A 22,363-nucleotide genomic window follows, 5' to 3' on the forward strand; every position below is an offset into this window, starting at 1 on the left:
CGCTGTTTTGGGAACCCCAAAGCGATTCAGAGAAAAAATGATCCGCTCTAAAGCGCAAGAAGCGAATCCGAAAGATCGGACGCGCTTTTAGGCGGGCATCAATGACAGACGGATCGATCATCCGTGATTACGCGACCTTGAGGTCGGCTCAAAATCGCTCCATCTCGCGGCCGACCTTCGTCAGAAATTGGCTGCGGGAACCTTCCGTCGAGCGGTTCATGTCGTAATGGGCGAGGAAGACGACGGGGGCGAAAGGCTTGATCTGGGCGCGCAGCACGCGCTTGACGATCTTCTTCGGCGGATTGCCGGCGATGAAGGCACGAAACGGATCGGCGCCATAGGTCAAGACCGCGCCGAGCTTGCGGATATGCTGCAGTTTCGACCGCACTTTGCCATCGACGAGTTCGAAGGAAACGCCGGGGAGCCAGACCCGATCGAAATAGCCCTTGAGAATGGCCGGAAAGCCGAAGTTCCAGACCGGAGTGACGATCACGAGAGCCTCGGTGCGCTCCAGCCGTTCGACATAGGACTTCAGCGCCTCGGTATTTTCGGGATAGTCGTGATAGATCAGTCGGTCGTGGCGCGAGAGCACGGGATCGAAGCCCTCGGCATATAGGTTGCAATCGTCGACTTCATGTCCCGCACGCTTCAGGCTCTGGATGGTCTGGCGATGCAGCGCGCCGCCAAAACTTTCCTCGACCGGATGGGAATGAAGGACGAGAACCTTCACGAGGCCTCCATCAGCGTGGCAAGGCCGGGGAAGAGGTAGTTCTTGCCGGATTTGAAATCGAAATTCGGGTCGTCCCAGGCGATCATCTTGCCCGGATTGAGCAGACCCTTCGGATCGGTTTCCTTCTTGAAGGCAAGCTGAACGGCATCCGTCTGCTTCATGCCGCCTTCCTCCAGCGTATAGCGGTGTGGATTGAAGATCGGGCAGCCGTGATCCTGGTGAATCCTAATGATCTCTTCGAGCCTTGCCTCTGACGTATAGCGCACAAGTGGCAGTCCGGAGCATTGGATCTGACCGTCGAACTTGATGAATTCGAGGTGGCCGGGCACCTCGTCACCAAAGATCTCCACCATCTTCTGGACTTTGGCGACGTGATCCGGCCCCGGGTACTGCACCTGCAGATAGGTGATCGACGGATCGACCTTGATGGCGCGCAGCGTCGTATGGTTCCAGGCCAGCTCATAGGCATGCGGAATGCCCTTCATGCTCTCGACCTTGTCGGAGCGGAAGGTAATCTCACCCTTCTGCTGCATGGTGAAGGCGACGAAAGGATCCATCGAGTGTGGCGCGATCATCAGCGCCACGATCGATTGCCCCTGACGGATGTAGGGCTTGTGGCGGGTAAAATAGTCTTGCGGAATGGGGGCGGCGATCGGCGCGATTTCCTTGACCAGAATGCCGTTGCATTTGGCGAGCGCGTCCGAAAAGCGCACTGCATCCATGAAGTCCTCATAGCCCACCAGCACGTCGATCCAGTCATAGGCCGGCGCCAGCGGCATCTCGATCTCGGTAATGATGCCATTGGTGCCATAGGCATGGCTGACCTTGGTCAGGTCCCAGCCGGTCAGATCAAGCGTGCGGGGCTCCGCCTCCATCGTCACGACGCGCAGCCGCAGGATATTGCCGAGATCGCGCAGGCCACCCCAGGTGATCGAGCCGACACCGCCCGACCCGCCGGCGATGAAGCCGCCGATCGTTGCGGTCTGTGCGGTCGAGGGATGGAAGCGCAGTTCCTGGCCCGAATGGGCCTTTGTCTGGCGGTCGAGTTCGGCAATGACGATGCCGGGCTCGCAGACGACGCGGCCGGGATGGATCTCCTTGATCCTGTTCATGGCGGCGAGATTGAGCACGATGCCGCCGGAGAGCGGCATCGCCTGGCCGTAATTGCCGGTGCCGGCGCCGCGCGGCGTGACGGGAACGTCGTGCGCATAGGCGACCTTCAACGTGCGGATCACCTCTTCCTCGGTTTTCGGGGTGACGACGAGATCGGCCGTGACATTGTCGAGCTGGGCCTTGAGGATCGGCGAATACCAATAGAAGTCGCGGCTTTTCTGGCGCACGAGCGCCGGATTGTCTTCGACGGCGATGCCTTCGAGTTCTTTCTTGATGCGCTGATAATCCGGCATGTCAGGCTCCAATGACGCTGTCGAGTTCACGATAATCCGGCAGGCTGCGATCGATCACCTTGCCCTTGCGAAGGACGACGCGATCGGACTGCGGACGGGAAAGGAATTCGCTCCAGCGCCGGGCGCTGAAAAGCACGAGATCGGCCGGGCTGCCGACCGCGATCCGCCCGATGTCCGGGCGACCGAGAATGCTGGCGGGCGACGTGGTGATGACTCGAGCGGCCGTATCCAGCGGATGGTCGAGATGCAGGATGCGCACGGCCTCGCGGAACACCTCGACCGGATCGAGATCGCCATAGGCGTAGAAGGGGTCGCGGGTATTGTCGGAGGCGACGGCTGTGGGAACGCCGGCCGCGGCAAGCTCGTGCAAAAGGGTGACGCCGCGCCAGCGCGGCGTGCGCCCGGCATGGCGGTCCTGCAGATACATGTTGCACATTGGCAGCGAGACGATGGAGATCCCGGCCTTGGCAACGAGATCGATGGTTGCGCGCGCGACATCCTCGTTCTGCCGGGCAAGCGAGCAGCAGTGGCCGGCGGTCACCTTGCCGGTAAAGCCGTTGCGAAGCACGGCTTCGGCGATCGCCTTCAGCGTCAGTACCTCCCTGTCCTCGGTCTCGTCGACATGCAGATCGATGTCGAGACCATTGTCGGCAGCAGCGCGGATCAGTTTGTCCAGTTGCGCGTCGATGTCCGGGTTCATTTGTGTGACGCCGCCCATCAGACCGCCGGCGTCTCGAACCACGCGGAGCAGATCGGCAAAGAAGGCATCGTCGACCATGCTATCGAGCGGGAAGAGGGCGACGGCCTGCAGCGCGATCTTGTCCTTCCAGGCTTCGCGGACCGAGGTGAAGACCTCGAAAGAGATGCGGTGCTGCGGCGCCAAGGAATCAAGGTGAGTGCGGATCAGGCCTGTGCCATGGGCGTAAGCCGAGCGCAGCGAAAACTCCATGCGCTTGCGTACGTCGTCGGCCGACCAATTGGCCTCGCGATCGGTGCGCACGGCATCGAGCGCGCCCATGAAACTGCCGTCCGGGTTCGGCCGCCGTTCCCAGATGTGCCCCTTGTCAAGATGGGTGTGCATGTCGGCGAAGGTCGGCCAGACCATACCTTCCTTCATATCCACCTTGGCATATTCCACTGGCGCGGTGCCAGGCGCGACGATGTCACTGATAAGGCCATCGGCGACGACGATATCGGCCTTGATCAGGCCCTCGCTGGAAGGTGCCTTGAAGCCCGAGAGCGTCACGGCGGGAACGGTGGCATTACTCAGCACGAAACGGGCGGCGTTCGGTGGCGACATGAAGGCGTGGGACATCAGTTCTCCCGCTTGAGGCTGCTCTCATGCCAGCGATGCAGGCTCAGCCATGAGATGAAGGAGGTGAACGCAAAGATGGCGACGCCAAGCGCCGACAGGAGAAGCAAGGCTGCGAAGAGCCGTGGCATGTTCTGGCGGTATTGCGCCTCCAGCAGGCGGAATGCCAGGCCGGAGTTCGGACCGCCCGAGCCGGCGGCGAATTCCGCGACCACCGATGCGATCAGCGACAGGCCGCCACCGATCCTCAAGCCCGTCATGAAATAAGGCTGGGCGGCGGGCAGCTTCAGATGCAGCAATGCCTGCCAGCGCGAGGCGCCGTAGAGGTCGAAAAGGTTGAGCAGGTTATGGTCGACGCTCTTCAATCCCTGCACCATGTTGGACAGGATCGGAAAGAAGGCGACGAGGAAGCCGCAGATTAAGAGCGCTGCTTCGCGTGTCGGCGCATAGATCAGGATCAGCGGCGCGATCGCGACGATCGGCGTCACCTGCAGGATGACGGCCAGCGGATAGAAGGCGAGTTCGATCCAGCGGGACTGCACGAGGAAGATGGCGAAGCCGCCGCCGCCGATTAGCGCCAGGACGAGGGATATGAAGGTGATCTCGGTGGTCACCCATAGAGCCGGCCACAGGATGCCCCAGTCGGAAACGAGCGCCTTGGCGACGGCGATCGGGCTCGGCAGAATATATTGCGGAATGCCGGTGCCGACGACCAGAAGCTGCCAGAGGACAAGAAGAACAAGGACGGTCAGGATCGGCACAAGGATACCGAACGCGCGTTCTAGATTGCGCTTCCTGGCTGCGGGGGCTGCAGGCGCATTGGCCGATTCAATGGAAAGAGTGGCGGGCAGGCTGGTGCTGTCGCTCATCAATGGGCCTCCGGCCAGCCGATGGCCTCGATCAGGGAACGGGATACTTTTTCGCACACCTGCCGATATTCCTCCGATGAACGATAAAGAGGATCGCGCTCGCCGCTGGTTTCCAATGGAAAGTCGGTGTGGACGCGGCCCGGCCGAGCCTTCATGACGACGATGCGATTGGAGAGATAGGCGGATTCATAAACGGAATGCGTGACGAAAATGACGGTAATCCCCGTTGTCTGCCAGAGGCGCAAAACGTCGTCATTCAGCTTCTGGCGCGTGATTTCGTCGAGGGCCGCAAAGGGCTCGTCCATCAACAGCAGCTTTGGCTTCGTCACCAAAGCGCGGGCGATCGAAACCCGCATCTTCATGCCGCCCGACAATTCGCGGGGATAGGCTTGCGCAAAATCTTGGAGGCCGACGGTTGCCAGCGTCTCCATGATCTGATCGTGCGCCGCCGCTTTCGACACGCCCGGCAGCTTCAGCGGCAGATGGACATTGCCGAACACGGTCTTCCAGGGAAGCAGTGTCGGCTCCTGGAAAACGAAGCTGATATCGCCCTCCGGCAGACCCTTGGCGTTGATGCGCGAACTGGGCCAATCGATCCTGCCGCTGGAGGCACCGCCCAAGCCTGCAATGATCCGCAAGGCCGTCGACTTGCCGCAACCGGACGGGCCGAGCAGGCTGATGAACTCGCCGCTTTCCACATGGAGCGACATGCCCGACAGCGCCAACGTGCCGTTGGAGAAGACCTTGGAGACCTGTTCCATGACGACAAGCGGCCGCTTGCGTGTCTCGGTCTGGGTGGATTTGGTAGCTTCGGACGCTGGCATGGTTTAGCTCTTTGTTGATCCACCCTCCCCTTGAGGGGGAGGGTCGGAGCGAAGCTCCGGGGCGGGGTGATCTGTTGCTATCTCAGGCTATCACCCCCACCCGCCGCTTTGCGGCGACCTCCCCCTCGAGGGGGAGGTGCCTAGGCTTACTTCTTCAGCGACATGCCGATGCCCTTGCAGACAAACTGCATATCGAAGGCCTTCTTGTAGTCGATGTCGGCATCGAAGAGCTTGATCTGCACCATCTCGTCGAAGAACTTCTTGTAGTGGGCTTCGGTGATGCAGCCGATGCCCTTGTCGAGGGCATCGCCAGATTCGACGATGCCATATTCCTTCATCTTGGCGATGGAATAGGCGATCTGGCCATCCGTCATATCGGGATTGTCCTTCTTGATCAGCTCGTTGGCCGCCTTGTTGTCGCCGTAGAGATAATTGTACCAGCCCTCGATCGAGGCGTTGACGAAACGTTGCACGAGATCGGGATTTTTGTCGACCAGCGCCTTCTGCGCGGTGATCATCGTCGAATAGGGCGAGTAGCCGGCATCCGCGATCAGGAAGACCTTCGGCTTCCAGCCGGCCTGTTTCTCGATCTCATAGGGCTCGGAGGTGACATAACCCTGCTGCGCGGACTGTTTGTCGGCAAGGAAGGGTGCGGGGCTGAAATTATAGGGCTTGAACTGTTCGTCCTTGAAGCCCGGGAAGTTCGCCTTCATCCACTCGAAATAGGTGATATAGCCATCCTTGCTCAGGAACAGCGTCGGCAGCTTGGCGAGGTCCTCGAATTTTTCCACGCCTGCGTCCGGATGGGCGATAAGGACCTGCGGGTCCTTCTGGAAGATGGCCGCGACGTCAACGATCGGAATGCCCTGCTTGACCGCATCGATCTCCTGCTGCGGGCCGCCCATGTAGAAATCCAGCTTGCCGGAGATCAGTAAGGCCGAATTGGCCGCGTTGGGGCCGCCCTGGACGATCGTGACATCAAGGCCGTATTTCTTGTAGGTGCCGTCGGCGACCGCTTGGTAGAAACCGCCATGCTCGGCTTGCGCAAGCCAGTTCGTGCCGTAGCTGACTTTGTCGAGCGCATTTGCAGGCTCAGCGGCCATGATCGCGGCGGCAAGCCCCATGGCGGCAAAGAATGTTTTTGTCTTCAAGGCTTTATACATGGCTGACTGTTCCCCTTATCTGCCATGGGACGTCGTGGTTGGCGCCCATTTCCTGCATTTGAGCGGTTGCGTTGCTCTTTGAAAAGCATCAAAATTCGTGCGCATTGATGCCTTTTCGGCATCTGTTCCCGGGTCTGTGCCTAAATTGTGCGGTCTGGGCAAAAATTAAGCAATGGGGACACGCATGCTGCACTCGCGACGGCTTCTCTATATCAATGAAATCGCCCGCTGCGGCTCGATCCGCAAGGCGGCGGCACGGCTCAATGTGGCCTCATCGGCGATCAACCGGCAGATCCTGGCGCTGGAGGAGGAAATGGGCGCGCCGCTTTTCGAACGGCTGCCTCGCGGGCTCAGACTGACGGCGGCCGGCGAGCTCTGTATCGAGCACATTCGCGAGGTTCTGAAGAATTACGAGCGGCTGGAGGGCCGCATTCGCAGTCTCAAGATGCAGCAAGCGGGCAAGGTTCGTATCGTTGCCACCGTGGGGCTGGCGTCAGGTCCACTGCCCGAGATCATCGCGCGTTTTCTTTCCGAGCATCCAAGGGTCTTCGTCCAGCTGCGCAATGATGCCGGATCGACGACGATGGCGCCGGTCGTCTCCGGAGAAGTGGATCTCGGGCTTGGCTTCAACATTCCGGCAACCCCGGGACTTCGCTCTCTTGCCAATTTCGACATACCGATCGGCGTCGTCCTGCCGCCCGGCCATCCGCTGATCGGGCCTGGTCCCATCAATCTCGCCGATGTCGTGGAGGAGCGGCTATTGCTTGCGCAGCCCGGGACGAGCCTGCGCGAGGTCATCAATCTGATGCTTTCGCGCCTTTCCGTGCAGGTCGAGCCGGTGCTGGAGAGCAATGCGTCGGAAATGTTGAAGCAGCTGGTAAAATGCGGAGCAGGGCTGACATTGCTCAATCCGCTCGATGTGCTGACGGAGTGTCGCCGAGGAGAGCTGGTCTTCCGGCCGATCGCCGAGCCGCATTCGCGGCCTCAACCGATGAAACTCATCGCCCGCGCGCGAGCACCGCTCGACGCCGCCACCAGCCTTTTCGTCGAATACCTGCTTGCTGAATTAGCCGGGATCGTCGAGGAGCTGCAGGCGAAGGGACATATCATCCCGCCCTCCGAACGACGCCGCGCGGACGCCTATTTCGAATAGAGGTTGGCAAGCGAGTAGTCGCGCAGATCCCGCAGCATCTCGATGAAGCCTGCGATCTCATGGCTGCAGATGAGTGCGCCCTTTTCCGCCGTGCCATTGGCCGCATTACCGACCACACCGTTCGGATTGAGATCATGCGCGATCCAGGCGAGCGAATGCGGCGGCAAGGGCTGCAGATATTTCGAATGCTCCGTCATCCATTCCGCCTTGGAGGCGAAATTCTCAGCCTTTTCCATCCGGACCAGATCAGGCCGGAAATGCAGCATGAGCGAGGTCTCGACGTCGCCGCCATGGATGCCAAAGCGCTGCTCGTGCTCGTCGATCATACCGTCAGGCGTACCGAAGCGGGTCCACTGCGTGGCGACGACGGCCATCTGGTAACGCACGCGCAGTTCGCGCGCGACGATACTCATGATATCCACATTTCCGCCGTGGGAATTGACGATCACCATCTTGCGGATGCCTGCTTCAGCGACCTTCGCGCCGATTGCGGTCCAGACCGGGATCAGCAACTCTGCGCTCAGCGACAGCGTGCCGGGGCCGTAGACGTGTTCGTTGGCCTTGCCGATCTCCTGCAGCGGCAGGACCAGGAAATCGAGATCATCCGGGCGCTGGACCCTCAACTCGGCCAGCATGCCCTCGGCGATCGCGACATCCGTGGCAATCGGCAGATGTGGACCGTGTTGCTCCGTCGAGGCGATCGGCAGGATCGCGATGGTGGTATCGGGCGAGAGACCGGCGAAATCATGGGTGTTGAGTTCATTCCAATAGAAGGGCTTCGTCATTGCCATGTCCTCTCGTCAGCGCCTGGTCACTCAACGGATACGGCAAGGATGGTAACGGTGGAAAGCATCAATTTGCGCCCGTGCCGCTGCCTTTTTGCGTACGCCTGGAACGACAGCGGCATTTGCCAATCGAGGAACGATCAGGTCCGAAACTCGGATGGCCTCATGATTGCTCCATCATTATGAAATTCCTCCACCTGCGCGCTGCAGATGAGGATTGACCTCACGGCCGATGCAGGACATGCGCGGCCTTCACTGCCGCAGATGCGCGGTTCTCGACACCGAGCTTCACATAGATTTGTTCCAGATGCTTGTTCACCGTGCGGGCCGAAAGGCCGAGGATCTCGCCGATGTCGCGGTTCGACTTGCCCTTGGCAAGCCATAGCAGCACCTCGGATTCGCGCTGCGTCAACGCAAAGCTCTGACGCAAGGTCTCGTCATCGGCGCTCTGATTGCTCGCCGTCAGGCGAAAGAGATATTCGTCGGCGCCGATGGCGCCGAGGAAGGTGAATTGTAACGCGGCCTGACGGCCATTGCTGATGGAAAGAAGATTGTCGCGTGCCGGGCCGAGCCGTTCGCGCTCGAGCATGAAGGCGGCGATGTGTTTGGATGCCAGTTCGAGGCCGTCGTCACTACCGGTGGCGGCGTTGATCAGGCGGGTTGCCTGCGGGGTAGACCAATGGATGGCGCCGTTGCCCTTCACGGCGAGGAGATGGCGTCCCGCAGCGTCGAGCGCCACCCTGGCGCTCTGGGCGGAGCGGGCATTGCGCAGGTGAACGCGGATGCGGGCACGCAGCTCGTCGACATTGATCGGCTTGGTCAGATAATCCACGCCGCCCGATTCGAGCGCATGCACCACATGTTCGGTTTCGGTGAGCCCGGTCATGAAGACGACGGGAATCTGGGCAATGCCTGCATTGGCTTTCAGCCGGCGGCAGGTCTCGAAACCATCCATTGCCGGCATGACGGCATCGAGCAGGATGAGATCGGGCGTGATGCGCTCGACGATGTTGAGCGCCGCCGAGCCCGAGGTGGCGATCAGCACGGAGAAGCCGGACTGCTCGAGCGCATCCGTCAGGAAGCCGAGCGCCTCCGGTGAATCATCCACCAGCAAGACTATATCGCGGGGAAGGGCGGGCTCAGCCAATCTGTTCTACCTTTTCGATGTCGAAGCTGCGCAGCACGTTTAGAAAACCATCGAGATCGAAAGCCTGGACATGCACACGCAAGGCATCGGTGAAGGGTTTGTTTTCTTCAAGCTTGGCAAGATCCGCAAGCTTTGCCTCGATACCCCTGACATAACCGATCTCGCCAAGCCGCAGCAATTCGCGGACATGCTCGATACCGGGGCTTTTCAGGGGTGGTGGCGGCTTCGGCGCGACCGGGGCGGAGGCATCGGCGTAGAGCCATTTCAGCCCGAGATGCAGCGCGAGTTTGTCGCGAAGCTGGCGGATGTCGACCGGCTTGGAGATGGCGTCGTTATGGCTGTCGTCACTGTCCGTCGCTGCGGCTGCATCACCGATATTGGCCGACAGCATGAGGATAGGCGCCGTCTGGCCGTTTTCCCTGAGCCGTGAAACGAGCTGCCAGCCGTTCATGCCGGGCATCGAGATATCGACGAGGAACAGATCCGGCTTGATCCCCTCGATCAGCGTCAGGCAGTCCGGCCCGCCGGCAGCGGTGAGCACGATGAAATCGAGTGGCGACAGTATCTCGCGCATCAACTCGCGATGATCTTCATTGTCGTCGACGACGACGATGGTGCGACGGGGACCTTCGTAGCCGGCGATACGCTGCTCCTGCGCCGGCGGTTTCATCGGCCGGATCACGGCAGATAACATCAGGCGCACTTTGAAGGTCGAGCCTACATCCTTCTCGCTCGTAACCGAAATCTCGCCGCCGAGCGTATTGGTCAGCAGTTGCGTGATGGTGAGGCCGAGGCCGAGGCCGGGCATTGGTCTTATGCTGTCGGCCTCGCCGCGCTGGAAGGGCTCGTAGATACGGGTAATGTCCTTGGTCGCGATGCCGCGGCCGGTGTCCGAAACCGTGAAGGTCGCGACCTGGTTTCTGTAGCCCACCTCGAAGCGGACGGTGCCTGCATCGGTGAACTTGATGGCGTTGGAGAGCAGGTTGACGAGGATCTGGCGCAGCCGTTTCTCGTCGGTGCGGACATAATCGGGCAGGCCGGATGAGCGCTCATGGATGAAACTCAACCCTTTTGCCTGTGCCTGCGGGTGAAACATGTCGACGATCTGGTCGAGGAAGTCGTGAATATTGATCTCGTTGGAATAGACCTGCAGGCGGCCTGCCTCGATCTTCGAAATATCCAGCAGCCCGTCGATCAGGCCGGAAAGATGCTCGGCACTGCGGCGGATGACTTTTAGGGAAGATTGCCTGGGGGCCGGAATGGTCTCGTCGCGCTCCAGGATCTGCGCATAGCCGAGCACGGCGTTGAGCGGCGTGCGCAATTCGTGGCTGAGGCCGACCACATAGCGGCTCTTGGCGCGGTTTGCCGCCTCTGCCGCCTCCTTGGCGCCCTGCAGAGCGGCATCCGTCTTCTTGTGGGCGGCAATTTCCTTCAAGAGCAGCGTGTTCTGACGCGAGGATTCCTCTTCGGCGACAACGCGGCTGTCATGGGCAAGCACATAGAACCAGCACGCGACGCCGGCGATGACGGCAAAGACGAAGAAGACGATGAGGATCGTGCGGTCGACCACCGCGGCGGTCTCGGGAGAGGCTGCGCCCACCTGATGCGCGATCATTGCTAGAATAGCGCCCATGGCGGTCAGCGCCACGGCGACGGCAATGCCGTAGCGACCGAGGCGCGTAGCGAGCTTGGCGACGATACTTTCCGGCAGCAAGGTCTTTGCGACCGTGCCAACCTGCGTATTGAGCCGAGCCTTCGGCTTGCACATGTCATGGCAGCGGCTGTCGAGTGAACAGCAGAGCGAGCAGATCGGCGCGGCATAGGCCGGACACCATGCCATGTCCTCCGGCTCGAAGGGGTGTTCGCAGACCGAACAGGTGATGGTGCTTAGATTCTTCCAGCTCTGGCGCGGCTTGCGGGCGAGATAGTATTTGCCCTTGGTAATCCAGGCGATGGCAGGCGAAGCGATGAGCGCGACGATCAGGGTGATATAGGGCGCAAGCGATGCGGCAATCGAGCCAAAGGCGCCGAAATGCGCGATGAGAGCGATGGTTGCCGAAAGAGCCATGGCGCCGAGGCCGACCGGATTGATGTCGTAGAGATGCGCGCGTTTGAACTCGATGCCAGGAGGAGCCAGCCCGAGCGGCTTGTTGATGAAGAGATCGGCGGAGACGGTGCAGAGCCAGGCCATAGCAATGATCGAGAAGATGCCGAGCGTCTCCTCCAGCAGCCGGTAGATGCCGAGTTCCATCAACAGGAGCGCGATGGCGACGTTGAAGACCAGCCAGATGACGCGGCCCGGATGGCTGTGCGTCAGCCGCGAAAAGAAGTTCGACCATGCGAGCGAGCCGGCATAGGCGTTCATGACGTTGATCTTCAGCTGCGAAATCATCACGAAGGCGGCCATCAACAGCAATGCTGCGTTGTGCCAGGGGATCATGTAACCGAAGGCGGTCAGATACATCTGCGCGGGATCGGCGGCGCGACCTACAGGCACACCTGAAGTCAGCGTCAGGACGACCAGAAATGAACCGGCCAGCAGCTTCGGCGCCCCGATGATGACCCATCCAGGTCCGGCGAGGAAGATGGCCAAGCGATGACGCCATTTGCGGTGACCTTCCGGCGGCAGGAAGCGCAGGAAGTCGGCCTGTTCGCCGATCTGCGACATCAGCGCCAGGATGACGGCGGAAGCGGCGCCGAATTCCACCAGATCGAAGGGAGCGGCGGTACCCGGTGCGCTTGCGGGATGATGGATACCGGCAAAGGCCCGCCAGAGATCGAATTTCCCCCAGTCGGCAAAGGCAATGAAGACGAAGGGCAGGATGTTGAGAACGATCCAGAAGGGCTGCGTCAGCAGCTGAAACCGGCTGATAAGACGGACACCATGGGTGACGAGCGGGATCACCATGAGGGCGCTGATGATGTAACCGATCCAAACGGGTATGCCCAGCGTCAATTCCAGTGCGCCGGACATGATCGAGGCTTCGATCGCAAACAGCATGAAGGTGAAGCTGGCGTAGATCAGCGAGGTGATGGTCGAGCCGATATAGCCGAAGCTCGCGCCGCGCGTCAGAAGATCGATATCGACGCCGTGGCGGATGGCATAGCGGCTGATCGGCAGGCCCACGGCGAGCATAGCGAAGCTTGCGACGATGATGGCGTAGAAGGCGTTGGTGGTGCCATAGGAGAGCGTTATCGTGCCGCCGATCGCCTCCAGCGCCAGGAAGGAAATGGCGCCGATCGCGGTTTGCGAGATGCGTTGCGAGGAAAACTGGCGGGCGCTCTTGGCGGTGAAACGCAGGGCATAGTCTTCCAGCGTCTGGTTCGCGACCCAGCGGTTATATTCGCGTCTTACTGGAATGATGCGTTGCCGCGCAGCCATGCTTACCCTTCAGCAGTCCCGCCATCGTCACTCCGGCAGTTCAGAGATGTCGTAACATGGATCGAGGTGGTGCTTAAGGGCATGAGAGTGCCGAAAACTGCACATTTCGCCCCGGCGCCTACGTCATTTTACGTATGTGGTTTCCAGAAGGAGCGCCGGATAGTCGCGGAAGGCAACGGTTAATCCTTATTTACCGGCCGTTGCGGCAGACAAAAAGAGGGGAACCACGGATGAAATTCAAGACTCTCGTCTCCGGCGCGCTGCTCGGCGCCATCATGTCCACCACAGCATTCCACGGCGCTTTCGCGGCCGACGACACCATCAAGGTCGGCGTCCTGCATTCGCTGTCTGGCACCATGGCGATCTCGGAAACGACGCTGAAGGATGCCATGCTGATGCTCATCGACGAGCAGAACAAGAAGGGCGGCGTTCTCGGCAAGAAGCTCGAGCCCGTCGTCGTCGACCCGGCTTCCGACTGGCCGCTCTTTGCCGAAAAGGCTCGCGAGCTGATCCAGAAGGACAAGGTCTCGGCCGTATTCGGCTGCTGGACCTCCGTGTCGCGCAAGTCGGTGCTGCCGGTCTTCAAGGAACTGAATTCGATCCTGTTCTATCCGGTGCAGTTCGAAGGCGAAGAATCCGAGCGTAACGTCTTCTACACCGGCGCCGCTCCCAACCAGCAGGCGATCCCGGCTGTCGACTACCTGATGAAGAACGAAGGCGTGCAGCGCTGGGTGCTTGAAGGCACCGACTATGTCTATCCGCGCACGACCAACAAGATCCTCGAAGCCTATCTGAAGTCCAAGGGCGTCAAGGACGAAGACATCATCATCAACTACACGCCGTTCGGCTTCTCCGACTGGCAGACGGAAGTCTCCAAGATCAAGGCTTTTGGCGCGGCCGGCAAGAAGACGGCCGTCGTCTCCACCATCAACGGCGACGCCAACGTTCCCTTCTACAAGGAACTGGGCAACCAGGGCGTCAAGGCCGAGGATATTCCGGTCGTCGCCTTCTCGGTCGGCGAGGAAGAGCTTGCCGGTGTCGACACCAAGCCGCTGGTTGGCCATCTCGCAGCCTGGAACTACTTCCAGTCCGTCGACACACCGGCCAATGCCGCCTTCATCAAGGAATGGCACGCCTATACCAAGAACGACAAGCGTGTGACCAACGACCCAATGGAAGCTGCCTATATCGGCTTCAATATGTGGGTGAAGGCCGTCGAGAAGGCCGGCACGACCGATCCGGACAAGGTGATCGACGCGCTCGTCGGCGTCTCGGTGCCGAACCTCACCGGCGGCACCGCCACCATGATGCCAAACCACTACATCACCAAGCCGGTCCTGATCGGCGAAGTGCAGGAAAACGGCCAGTTCGACGTCGTTTCGCAGACCCCCGCAGTGGTCGGCAAGGAATGGTCCGATTACCTGCCTGACAGCAAGGACCTAATCTCGGATTGGCGTATGCCGATGAACTGCGGCAACTTCAACGTCACCACCGGCAAGTGCGGCGGCAAGGGCTCCTGATTTCAGCCGACGCAAGATCGCCGCGGGCAGGCTTTTCTGGCCGCGGCAGCTTGAGGGGACTAGCGCAATGTTCGACAAATTCGTTTACCGCATTGCCTTGGCGCTGGTCGCCGGCTTCTGCCTGGTGTTGGCGCTGACGGCCACAGGTCTGCGCGCCCAGGAAGACGCCCACGGCCTCATCAATTCCCTCGGCCAGGCCAATTTCCAGAAGGCCGGGGATATCGTCCAAAGCCTTGCGAAGTCAGGCGATCCAAAAGTGGTGCCGGCATTGCAGGCCTTCTCCGACGGCGATCTCTACGTCAGGAAATCCGACAATCAGGTGTTCATCGCCAAATCCTCCGGCGACATGATGGATCTGGTGGATCCTTTGACCGGGCAAGCGGCCGGTCAGGAAGCCAAGGACAATCTCGGCAAGATCAAGATCAACAACAATCTGCGCCGTGCGGTTCGCGCGGCTCTCGGCGGTCTGACGCTGATGAGCCCGGATCGCGCGACAAGGCTCGAGGCGGCGCAATCCATTCTGAAGGCACCGAGTGCGGATTCGCTCGACGCAGTCGAGACGGCGCTACAGAGCGAGAAGGATGCGGACATTCGCGGTGTGCTTGAACGCGCAAGAGCGGTTGCCGTGCTCGGCTCGGACCGTCCGATCGCAGAGAAAAAGGCGGCAATCGAGACGATCAAGAACGAAGGCGGCCGCGATGCCATCGGCATTCTCTCGTCGGTTTCCGTCGATGACAGCTTGAAGCCCGATCTTGCCGCCGCCATCGCCGGCATCCAGGATCAATTGAAGTTCTGGGATGCGGTGCAGAACGTCTGGTATGGCCTGTCGCTCGGATCGGTGCTGCTTCTGGCCGCCATCGGTCTTGCCATTACCTTCGGCGTCATGGGCATCATCAACATGGCGCATGGCGAGATGGTGATGCTCGGCGCCTACTCGACTTTCGTGGTTCAAAGCATCATCCGCACCTCTTACCCTGAGCTCTTCGACTGGTCGCTGGCGATTGCCCTGCCGGTCGCCTTCCTCGTCACCGGCGCCGTCGGTCTCGTCATCGAGCGCGGCGTCATCCGCTTTCTCTATGGGAGGCCGCTCGAAACGCTGCTCGCCACCTGGGGCATTTCGCTGATCCTGCAGCAGGCGGTGCGCTCGATCTTCGGGCCAACCAATCAGGAGGTTGGCAACCCCTCCTGGATGTCCGGTTCCTTCGACCTCGGCTATCTCTCGGTCACCTGGAACCGGCTCTGGATCATCGTCTTTTCGCTCGGTGTTTTCGTGGCGCTCCTGCTGCTCCTCAAGCGCTCGGCTTTTGGATTGCAAATGCGGGCGGTGACGCAGAACCGGCGCATGGCGTCTTCGATGGGGATTCGCACCTCCTGGGTCGATGCCTTCACCTTTGCGCTGGGATCCGGCATTGCCGGCATGGCGGGTGTGGCGCTCTCGCAAATCGACAACGTCTCGCCAAACCTCGGCCAGGGCTACATTATCGACAGCTTCATGGTCGTGGTGTTTGGCGGCGTCGGCAATCTCTGGGGGACGCTCGTCGGCGCCTTCTCGCTCGGCATCCTCAACAAGTTCCTCGAACCCTATGCGGGGGCGGTGCTCGGCAAGATCCTGGTTCTCGTCCTTATCATCCTCTTCATCCAGAAACGTCCGCGCGGCCTCTTCGCGCTCAAGGGAAGGGCGGTGGAAGCATGATTACGGCCTTCATTCTCCGTTCGCTCGACCGCCGAATCAGCATCGCCATCGCGATCCTGCTTGCCGTGGCGGTGCTCGTGCCGCTGTCGAACCTGGCTCTGCCGGAAACAAGTGCACTACATGTGCCGACCTATTTGATGTCGCTGTTCGGCAAATATCTAACCTATGCGCTGCTCGCCTTGGCGCTCGATCTGGTCTGGGGCTATTGCGGCATTCTCTCGCTCGGCCACGGCGCCTTCTTTGCGCTCGGCGGCTATGCGATGGGCATGTATCTGATGCGGCAGATCGGTTCCCGCGGCACCTACGGCAATCCGATCTTGCCCGATTTCATGGTCTTCCTGAACTGGAAGGAGCTACCCTGGTTCTGGTACGGTTTCGATCATTTCTGGTTCGCCATGCTGATGGTCCTCGTTGCACCCGGCCTGCTTGCCTTCGTCTTCGGTTGGTTTGCTTTCCGGTCGCGCGTTAACGGCGTCTATCTGTCGATCATTACGCAGGCGATGACTTATGCGCTGCTGCTAGCCTTTTTCCGCAACGATATGGGCTTCGGCGGCAATAACGGCCTGACCGACTTCAAGGATATTCTCGGCTTCAACATCCAGGCCGATGGCACGCGTGCCGTGCTGTTCGCCATCACGGCCGTGTTCCTGGCGCTGGCATTGATGCTGTCTTCGGCCATCGTGCGTTCGAAGTTCGGCAAGGTGCTCGTGGGCGTGCGCGATGCTGAAAGCCGCACGCGCTTCCTCGGCTATCGCGTCGAACACATGAAGCTCTTCGTTTTCGTCGTATCGGCCATGATGGCCGGTATTGCCGGCGCGCTCTACGTGCCGCAGATCGGCATCATCAATCCCGGAGAATTTGCGCCTGCCAATTCGATCGAAGTGGTCATCTGGACGGCCGTCGGCGGCCGGGCCACCCTGATAGGGCCTATCATCGGCGCCATCCTCGTCAACGGCGGCAAGACTGTTTTCACCGGCCTATTCCCCGATTTCTGGTTGTTTGCGCTTGGTGGCCTCTTCGTGGCCGTGACGTTGTTCCTGCCGAAGGGCATCGTTGGCACTATCGCGCAGTATTTTGGCAAGACACGTCGGCCGGCAAGCGCGCCGCCCGAGGCTGCGAAGGATGAAGCCGACAAGTCCGTACAGGCTGCGGAGTAGAACCATGATCCCGGATATCAAACCCAACAGCATGCTCTACCTCAACAACGTCTCCGTCTCTTTCGATGGCTTCAAGGCTTTGAATTCGCTGTCGATCGTCATCGAGCCGGGCGAGCTTCGCGCGATCATCGGCCCGAACGGCGCCGGCAAGACGACGATGATGGACATCATCACCGGCAAGACCCGGCCCGACGAGGGCGAGGTATTCTTCAACGGCCAGATCGATCTGACGAAGAAGGATGAGGCCGATATCGCCCAGCTCGGCATCGGCCGGAAATTCCAGAAGCCGACCGTCTTCGAAAGCCACACCGTCTGGGATAATCTCGAACTGGCGCTCAACCGCAATCGCGGTGTCTTTTCGACGCTCTTCTACCGCTTGACGCCTGCGGATCGCGATCGCATCGACGAAATCCTCGAGACGGTACGTCTGTCGCATCGGCGCGACGAGTTTGCGGCCAATCTTTCCCACGGCCAGAAGCAGTGGCTGGAGATCGGCATGCTGCTGGCACAGGAGCCGAAGCTGCTCTTGGTCGATGAACCGGTGGCGGGCATGACGGATGCCGAGACAGCGGAAACCGCCGTGCTCTTGAAGGAGATCGCCAAGACGCGTTCGGTCGTTGTGGTCGAACACGATATGGGCTTCATCCGCGACCTTGGCGTCAAGGTGACGTGCCTGGCGGAAGGTTCGGTTCTGGCGGAAGGCTCGATCGATTTCGTCAGCAGCGATCCGAAGGTGATCGAGAATTATCTGGGGCGGTAGTGGGCTTTTGTGGGTGGGGAGAGTCCCCCTCATCCGGCCTGTCGGCCACCTTCTCCCCGAGGGGAGAAGGGGAGGATACACCTCCGATTACCCAATGACTGATACTAGCGAGGTACAGAGGTCATCCCCTCTCCCCTCGGGGAGAGGGTTAGGGTGAGGGGGCTTGAAGGAAAAGAAAGAAGATGAAGCCATGCTGACAGTCGAAAACGCAAATCTGCATTATGGCGCCGCTCAGGCGCTGCGCGGCATCTCCATCAAGGCCGAGATGGGCAAGATCACCTGTGTCCTCGGGCGCAATGGTGTCGGCAAGAGTTCGCTCCTGCGCGCCGTCACCGGGCAGCATCCCTTGTCGGCCGGCACCGTTGCCTTCAACGGCGTGACACTGAACGGCATGGCGCCGTTCGCGCGCGCCAAGCAGGGCATCGGCTATGTGCCGCAGGGACGCGAGATTTTTCCGCTGTTGACGGTGAAGGAAAATCTCGAGACCGGTTATGCGCCGCTTTCCCGCCGTGACCGAAACATTCCGGATGACATCTACAGTCTGTTCCCCGTGCTGAAATCCATGCTGTCGCGCCGTGGCGGCGACCTCTCGGGCGGCCAGCAGCAGCAACTGGCGATCGGCAGGGCGATGGTGACGCGGCCAAAGATCTTGGTGCTGGACGAGCCGACCGAGGGTATCCAGCCGTCGATCATCAAGGATATCGGCCGGGCAATCCGTTATCTTAGGGATTCCACCGGCATGGCGATCCTGCTGGTCGAACAATATCTCGATTTCTGCCGGGAACTTGCCGACTATGTCTACATCATGGACCGCGGCGAGATCGTGCATGAGGGGCTGGCGGAGACGCTGGATACGCCAGAGGCCCGGCGCCATCTGACTGTCTGAGCAAGGACATTCCTCACAGCCAGAGTTCGGATTGCAGACGCTTTAGCCGCAGTTTCAGGCGTTATGGGCAGTTCGCCACAGTTTCGTCTCTCAGACCATCTTACAGATGGACGATACGGGCTGTTTCGTACGATGATATGCGCTCAATGGAAGCAGCCCTCACGCATTTGTGACAGTTTCCCGAATTCCTGGGATATCTTTGCGACAAATCGCGGCTAGAGTGCTGGCAATTGTTCTATCTCTTGAAGGCGCCCCGACTTTGAAAGAGAATCCCATGCAGCAACGTAAAAGCGTATCGGTCGAAGAGCTTCCGGAAAATACAGCACTTGCGATATATGAGCTAATCGGCGGTACGTTCCGCAACTATTCCGAGATCCTTTACATACGTGTACCGGATGTGACTGATGATGGCAGGTCCATGGGTGGCATCGAAATCACCATTCGCAAGACGGCTTCTGCTGCATCACTGCAATGAGCGCGGCTGAACACTTATAATAAGCCTTTCTTCTCCGGTAAAATCCGGGCATGTGTCAGCGGCAGTCCAGCGGTCATACGCAACCGATCTACAATCTCGTTGCAACTACGCGCTGACCGATAAATAACAGGCTCATCAACCGATGAGCGCGCATGCATGCTTACCGATACTCATAGTGATGATGCACATATATAAGATTGAATGGATGATCGTATCTAAACCATATCTCGCGACATGATTTCGCAATTGGCCATGTCGAGACCAATTGACACACTTTGACCATTTTCCGGCAAAGCTATGCGACAAACCAAGAGTAATCCTGCTGTAAGAGCATATTAGATAGGGCTTAAGGCAGTGATCATCAGCTTCATATCGAGCAATCCGACGAACAAGAAGGTCGGTTCAATCAGAGGGTGTGATGGCTCTGTGCCTGCGAGTTACCCATCTACTCCATGGAATGCCGATACAGACGTAACGGCGGAGATCGTTGATATCAGTCCTGACATGCTTATCCATCGGTTTGATCCACGTACCGATTCTTGCGCTGATCGATCGGATCTTCGCGAGAATATGTTCATTCAGCGAGAGCGATGAATAACATGAACCATGGTCCATCCGCTGCCTGCTCCACCATCTTCAACGGATCAAGAGCGCGCGGTATCGCGTCAGCAGTTGCAAATGCAATTGGCAGCCCAAGCAGAGCACGGGCGGGAAGCTACCCGATCGCGCCAGACACGCTGCCTTATGCCCTATCCGAGCAGACTTGACGATGATTTCCGGAGACGATGGTCGCGAGTTTGTGCAGAGCCGTGCCGCCGGGGAAACAACCTTTTCGCTCCCTCCCTCCCTTCAGATTTAGATCCGCACGCAACGAGGAATATATGAAACGACATCTAACGCGGGCCGTGGTTTCAGGATTCGTGTTTACATTGTTGGCGGGCTGCAACCAGCAGCCCGCAGCACAGAATGGCGGCAGAACGGTGAAATCCGAGGTCAGTGCGATGACATTGCATCCGCAATCCGTCGCCATCACCGCCGATCTACCCGGTCGCATCAGCGCCAATCTGGTCGCCGAGGTTCGGCCGCAGGTCGGCGGCATCATCCGAAGCCGCAATTTCAAGGAAGGCAGCGAGGTCAATGAAGGCGATGTGCTCTATGAGATCGATCCGTCTTCTTACCAGGCATCCTATGACAGTGCAGTTGCCGCCTTGCAGAAGGCGGAAGGTGCCGTGCCGAATGCCCAGGCCAAACTGGACCGCTATGCGGGTCTGAGTGCGCAGAGCGCCGTCAGCCAGCAGAATTTCGACGATGCGAAGTCCGCCCTGGTACAGGCACAGGCCGATGTCGCCTCCGCCAAGGCGGCGCTCGAGACGGCACGGATCAATCTTGATTATACAAAGATCCGTGCGCCGATTTCCGGCCGCGTCGATGCCTCCACGGTGACGGTCGGCGCACTCGTGACTGCTGAACAAACGACTGCGCTGACCACCATCCGCCAGCTCGATCCGATCAATGTCGACGTGACGCAGTCGAGTACGAATCTCCTGAGATTCCGACGTGCGATGGAGGAGGGGCGCCTGAAGACCAGCGGCGACAATGTTTCGGTCCGTCTGACCTTGGAGGATGGGACCCAGTATAAGGAAAGCGGCACGCTGGAATTTGCCGAGGCGGCCGTAGCCGAGACGGTCGGAACACTCAATGTCCGCGCCAGCTTCCCCAATCCGCAGCGGATTCTGCTGCCAGGCATGTATGTTCGTGCCACCATTCAGGAAGGCATTGCCGAAAACAGCTTCCTCGTGCCGCAACGTGCCGTGACCCGCAACACGAAGGGCGAACCGATCGCTTTCTTCGTCAGTGCGGATGGCAAAATCCAGCAGCGTGTGCTGACCGTTCAGCGCAGCATCGGCAACAGCTGGCTCGTAGGCAAAGGAGTAGAGGAGGGAGATCGTGTCGTTGTCGAAGGCATACAACGTGTGCGTGACGGCCAGGACGTGAACGTCGCGCTGGTGACGGTCGATGATGCCAGCGGAAATCTCGAGCAGGCATCGGCGGCCGGCACATCCCAATCCGGTCAGCAAGGCAAGGCCGACGGCACGGATAAGGGTGCCGTCACCGGTTCGACGAATTGAGGGTAAAACATGTCTCGTTTCTTCATCGACCGGCCGGTTTTTGCCTGGGTGATCGCCATCGTCATCATGCTGGCGGGCGCACTTTCGATCCTCACGCTGTCGGTCGCGCAATATCCGCAGATCGCACCGACGACGGTGCGCATCACCGCCACCTATTCCGGCGCCGACGCCGCAACGGTCGAAAACTCGGTGACCAAGGTCATCGAGCAGGGCATGACCGGTATCGACAATCTCGACTATATGGCGTCGACCTCGACGGCGACAGGGCAAGCCTCGATTTCGCTGACCTTCACCAACAAGGCCAATCCCGACGTCGCGCAGATGCAGGTACAGAACAAGCTGCAGCTCGTCACCGCGCAACTGCCGCAAGTCGTCCAGAATACCGGCATCACCGTTTCGAAATCGACCAGCAGCTTCTTCCTTGTTGCGGCGTTTGTGTCGACGGATCGCAAGCTTATGCCGACCGATCTAGCCGATTATGTCGACAGCACTCTGAATGATACTTTGAAGCGGGTTCCAGGCGTCGGCGACACCACGCTCTTCGGTGCGCGCTATGCCATGCGCATCTGGGTGGATCCGGACAAGCTCGTCAAATACCAGCTGATGACATCGGACGTCGTCTCCGCCATCCAGGCGCAAAACGTGCAGGTCTCGTCCGGCCAATTGGGTGCCCTGCCGCAGCTTGGCGGCCAGCAGCTCAATGCGACGGTCACCGCCGGCAGCCGCTTCCAGACGCCGGAGGAATTCGAGAACATCATCCTCAAGAGCCTGCCTGACGGCTCCATGGTTCGTGTCAACGATGTCGCTACCGTGCAGCTGGGCGCCGATAGCTACGTCACGTCGGGTGTCTATAACGGCATGCCTGCCGCAGGCCTTGGCATCAGTCTGGCGACCGATGCAAATGCGATCGATACGGCGGCGAGGGTCCAGTCGACGATCGATAGCTTGCGCAGCACGCTGCCGCCGAACGTT

General features: G+C 59.8%; 18 protein-coding genes. 9 read left to right on the top strand and 9 right to left on the bottom strand.

Annotation, left to right across the window (positions count from 1 at the left end; all coding sequences use genetic code 11):
* Positions 1 to 148 precede the first annotated feature (148 nt).
* From AC13RM_RS30610 to AC13RM_RS30635, 6 genes are all read right to left on the bottom strand, one after another.
* The gene (locus AC13RM_RS30610; protein WP_113408572.1) at positions 149 to 730 is read right to left on the bottom strand and encodes an NAD(P)H-dependent oxidoreductase; all 582 of its coding nucleotides are present in this window, start codon (positions 728 to 730) and stop codon (positions 149 to 151) included.
* Positions 727 to 2,136: an FAD-binding oxidoreductase gene (locus tag AC13RM_RS30615; RefSeq protein ID WP_374822377.1), complete on the bottom strand. Its 1,410-nt coding sequence runs from the start codon at positions 2,134 to 2,136 to the stop codon at positions 727 to 729. The genes AC13RM_RS30610 and AC13RM_RS30615 overlap by 4 nt, the downstream gene beginning before the upstream one ends.
* Position 2,137: 1 nt before the next feature.
* Positions 2,138 to 3,451: a cytosine deaminase gene (locus AC13RM_RS30620; protein ID WP_113232626.1), complete on the bottom strand. Its 1,314-nt coding sequence runs from the start codon at positions 3,449 to 3,451 to the stop codon at positions 2,138 to 2,140.
* Positions 3,451 to 4,317 carry an ABC transporter permease gene (locus AC13RM_RS30625; protein ID WP_374822373.1) on the bottom strand — a complete coding sequence of 289 codons (867 nt, stop codon included), beginning with the start codon at positions 4,315 to 4,317 and terminating at the stop codon, positions 3,451 to 3,453. The genes AC13RM_RS30620 and AC13RM_RS30625 overlap by 1 nt, the downstream gene beginning before the upstream one ends.
* A complete protein-coding gene (locus AC13RM_RS30630) occupies positions 4,317 to 5,141 on the bottom strand; it encodes an ABC transporter ATP-binding protein (protein WP_374822369.1) in 825 nt (274 codons plus the stop codon). The genes AC13RM_RS30625 and AC13RM_RS30630 overlap by 1 nt, the downstream gene beginning before the upstream one ends.
* Before the next feature lie 146 nt (positions 5,142 to 5,287).
* On the bottom strand, positions 5,288 to 6,304 hold the full coding sequence (locus AC13RM_RS30635) for an ABC transporter substrate-binding protein (RefSeq protein WP_374822366.1): 1,017 nt from the start codon (positions 6,302 to 6,304) through the stop codon (positions 5,288 to 5,290).
* Positions 6,305 to 6,488: 184 nt separating this feature from the next.
* Here AC13RM_RS30635 and AC13RM_RS30640 point away from each other — a divergent pair, with 184 nt between their 5' ends.
* The gene (locus AC13RM_RS30640; RefSeq protein WP_113232630.1) at positions 6,489 to 7,457 is read left to right on the top strand and encodes a LysR family transcriptional regulator; all 969 of its coding nucleotides are present in this window, start codon (positions 6,489 to 6,491) and stop codon (positions 7,455 to 7,457) included.
* Here AC13RM_RS30640 and AC13RM_RS30645 read toward each other — a convergent pair.
* The 3 genes from AC13RM_RS30645 to AC13RM_RS30655 form a co-directional block, all read right to left on the bottom strand.
* Positions 7,445 to 8,242 (bottom strand): creatininase family protein, encoded by a 798-nt coding sequence (locus tag AC13RM_RS30645; protein ID WP_374822363.1) that lies wholly within the window; start codon positions 8,240 to 8,242, stop codon positions 7,445 to 7,447. The genes AC13RM_RS30640 and AC13RM_RS30645 overlap by 13 nt on opposite strands.
* A 223-nt stretch (positions 8,243 to 8,465) precedes the next feature.
* Complete coding sequence (locus tag AC13RM_RS30650) at positions 8,466 to 9,389, bottom strand: response regulator (protein ID WP_374822360.1); 924 nt, start codon at positions 9,387 to 9,389, stop codon at positions 8,466 to 8,468.
* On the bottom strand, positions 9,382 to 12,771 hold the full coding sequence (locus AC13RM_RS30655; RefSeq protein ID WP_374822357.1) for a hybrid sensor histidine kinase/response regulator: 3,390 nt from the start codon (positions 12,769 to 12,771) through the stop codon (positions 9,382 to 9,384). Before AC13RM_RS30655 ends, AC13RM_RS30650 begins: the two co-directional genes overlap by 8 nt.
* 230 nt (positions 12,772 to 13,001) lie before the next feature.
* Here AC13RM_RS30655 and urtA point away from each other — a divergent pair, with 230 nt between their 5' ends.
* The 8 genes from urtA to AC13RM_RS30695 form a co-directional block, all read left to right on the top strand.
* Entirely contained in the window at positions 13,002 to 14,291 is a 1,290-nt protein-coding gene (urtA, locus tag AC13RM_RS30660; protein WP_112337771.1) for an urea ABC transporter substrate-binding protein, read from the top strand.
* A 67-nt stretch (positions 14,292 to 14,358) separates the two neighbouring features.
* A complete protein-coding gene (gene urtB / locus AC13RM_RS30665; RefSeq protein ID WP_374822353.1) occupies positions 14,359 to 15,984 on the top strand; it encodes an urea ABC transporter permease subunit UrtB in 1,626 nt (541 codons plus the stop codon).
* Positions 15,981 to 17,141 (top strand): urea ABC transporter permease subunit UrtC, encoded by a 1,161-nt coding sequence (urtC, locus tag AC13RM_RS30670; protein ID WP_374822350.1) that lies wholly within the window; start codon positions 15,981 to 15,983, stop codon positions 17,139 to 17,141. The genes urtB and urtC overlap by 4 nt, the downstream gene beginning before the upstream one ends.
* A 4-nt stretch (positions 17,142 to 17,145) precedes the next feature.
* Entirely contained in the window at positions 17,146 to 17,901 is a 756-nt protein-coding gene (gene urtD, locus AC13RM_RS30675; protein WP_374822347.1) for an urea ABC transporter ATP-binding protein UrtD, read from the top strand.
* A gap of 190 nt (positions 17,902 to 18,091) precedes the next feature.
* Positions 18,092 to 18,787, top strand: coding sequence for an urea ABC transporter ATP-binding subunit UrtE (gene urtE / locus AC13RM_RS30680; RefSeq protein WP_374822344.1), 696 nt, complete (start codon positions 18,092 to 18,094; stop codon positions 18,785 to 18,787).
* A gap of 274 nt (positions 18,788 to 19,061) precedes the next feature.
* Complete coding sequence (locus tag AC13RM_RS30685) at positions 19,062 to 19,262, top strand: hypothetical protein (protein WP_069613983.1); 201 nt, start codon at positions 19,062 to 19,064, stop codon at positions 19,260 to 19,262.
* A gap of 881 nt (positions 19,263 to 20,143) precedes the next feature.
* Positions 20,144 to 21,391 (top strand): efflux RND transporter periplasmic adaptor subunit, encoded by a 1,248-nt coding sequence (locus tag AC13RM_RS30690; protein ID WP_488556078.1) that lies wholly within the window; start codon positions 20,144 to 20,146, stop codon positions 21,389 to 21,391.
* 9 nt (positions 21,392 to 21,400) lie between these two features.
* Positions 21,401 to 22,363: efflux RND transporter permease subunit (locus tag AC13RM_RS30695; protein WP_488556079.1), on the top strand; the 963-nt coding region annotated here is incomplete at its 3' end.

This window comes from Martinezella sp. CNPSo 3732, from assembly GCF_057784515.1.

What these genes read in the sequence shown, in the direction of transcription:
- AC13RM_RS30615 (WP_374822377.1), bottom strand. Translation starts at nt 2,136, where the DNA reads ATGCCGGATTATCAGCGCATCAAGAAAGAACTCGAAGGCATCGCCGTC.
- AC13RM_RS30620 (WP_113232626.1), bottom strand. Translation starts at nt 3,451, where the DNA reads ATGTCCCACGCCTTCATGTCGCCACCGAACGCCGCCCGTTTCGTGCTG.
- AC13RM_RS30625 (WP_374822373.1), bottom strand. Translation starts at nt 4,317, where the DNA reads ATGAGCGACAGCACCAGCCTGCCCGCCACTCTTTCCATTGAATCGGCC.
- AC13RM_RS30630 (WP_374822369.1), bottom strand. Translation starts at nt 5,141, where the DNA reads ATGCCAGCGTCCGAAGCTACCAAATCCACCCAGACCGAGACACGCAAG.
- AC13RM_RS30635 (WP_374822366.1), bottom strand. Translation starts at nt 6,304, where the DNA reads ATGTATAAAGCCTTGAAGACAAAAACATTCTTTGCCGCCATGGGGCTT.
- AC13RM_RS30640 (WP_113232630.1), top strand. Translation starts at nt 6,489, where the DNA reads ATGCTGCACTCGCGACGGCTTCTCTATATCAATGAAATCGCCCGCTGC.
- AC13RM_RS30645 (WP_374822363.1), bottom strand. Translation starts at nt 8,242, where the DNA reads ATGACGAAGCCCTTCTATTGGAATGAACTCAACACCCATGATTTCGCC.
- AC13RM_RS30655 (WP_374822357.1), bottom strand. Translation starts at nt 12,771, where the DNA reads ATGGCTGCGCGGCAACGCATCATTCCAGTAAGACGCGAATATAACCGC.
- urtA (WP_112337771.1), top strand. Translation starts at nt 13,002, where the DNA reads ATGAAATTCAAGACTCTCGTCTCCGGCGCGCTGCTCGGCGCCATCATG.
- urtB (WP_374822353.1), top strand. Translation starts at nt 14,359, where the DNA reads ATGTTCGACAAATTCGTTTACCGCATTGCCTTGGCGCTGGTCGCCGGC.
- urtC (WP_374822350.1), top strand. Translation starts at nt 15,981, where the DNA reads ATGATTACGGCCTTCATTCTCCGTTCGCTCGACCGCCGAATCAGCATC.
- urtD (WP_374822347.1), top strand. Translation starts at nt 17,146, where the DNA reads ATGATCCCGGATATCAAACCCAACAGCATGCTCTACCTCAACAACGTC.
- urtE (WP_374822344.1), top strand. Translation starts at nt 18,092, where the DNA reads ATGCTGACAGTCGAAAACGCAAATCTGCATTATGGCGCCGCTCAGGCG.
- AC13RM_RS30685 (WP_069613983.1), top strand. Translation starts at nt 19,062, where the DNA reads ATGCAGCAACGTAAAAGCGTATCGGTCGAAGAGCTTCCGGAAAATACA.
- AC13RM_RS30690 (WP_488556078.1), top strand. Translation starts at nt 20,144, where the DNA reads ATGAAACGACATCTAACGCGGGCCGTGGTTTCAGGATTCGTGTTTACA.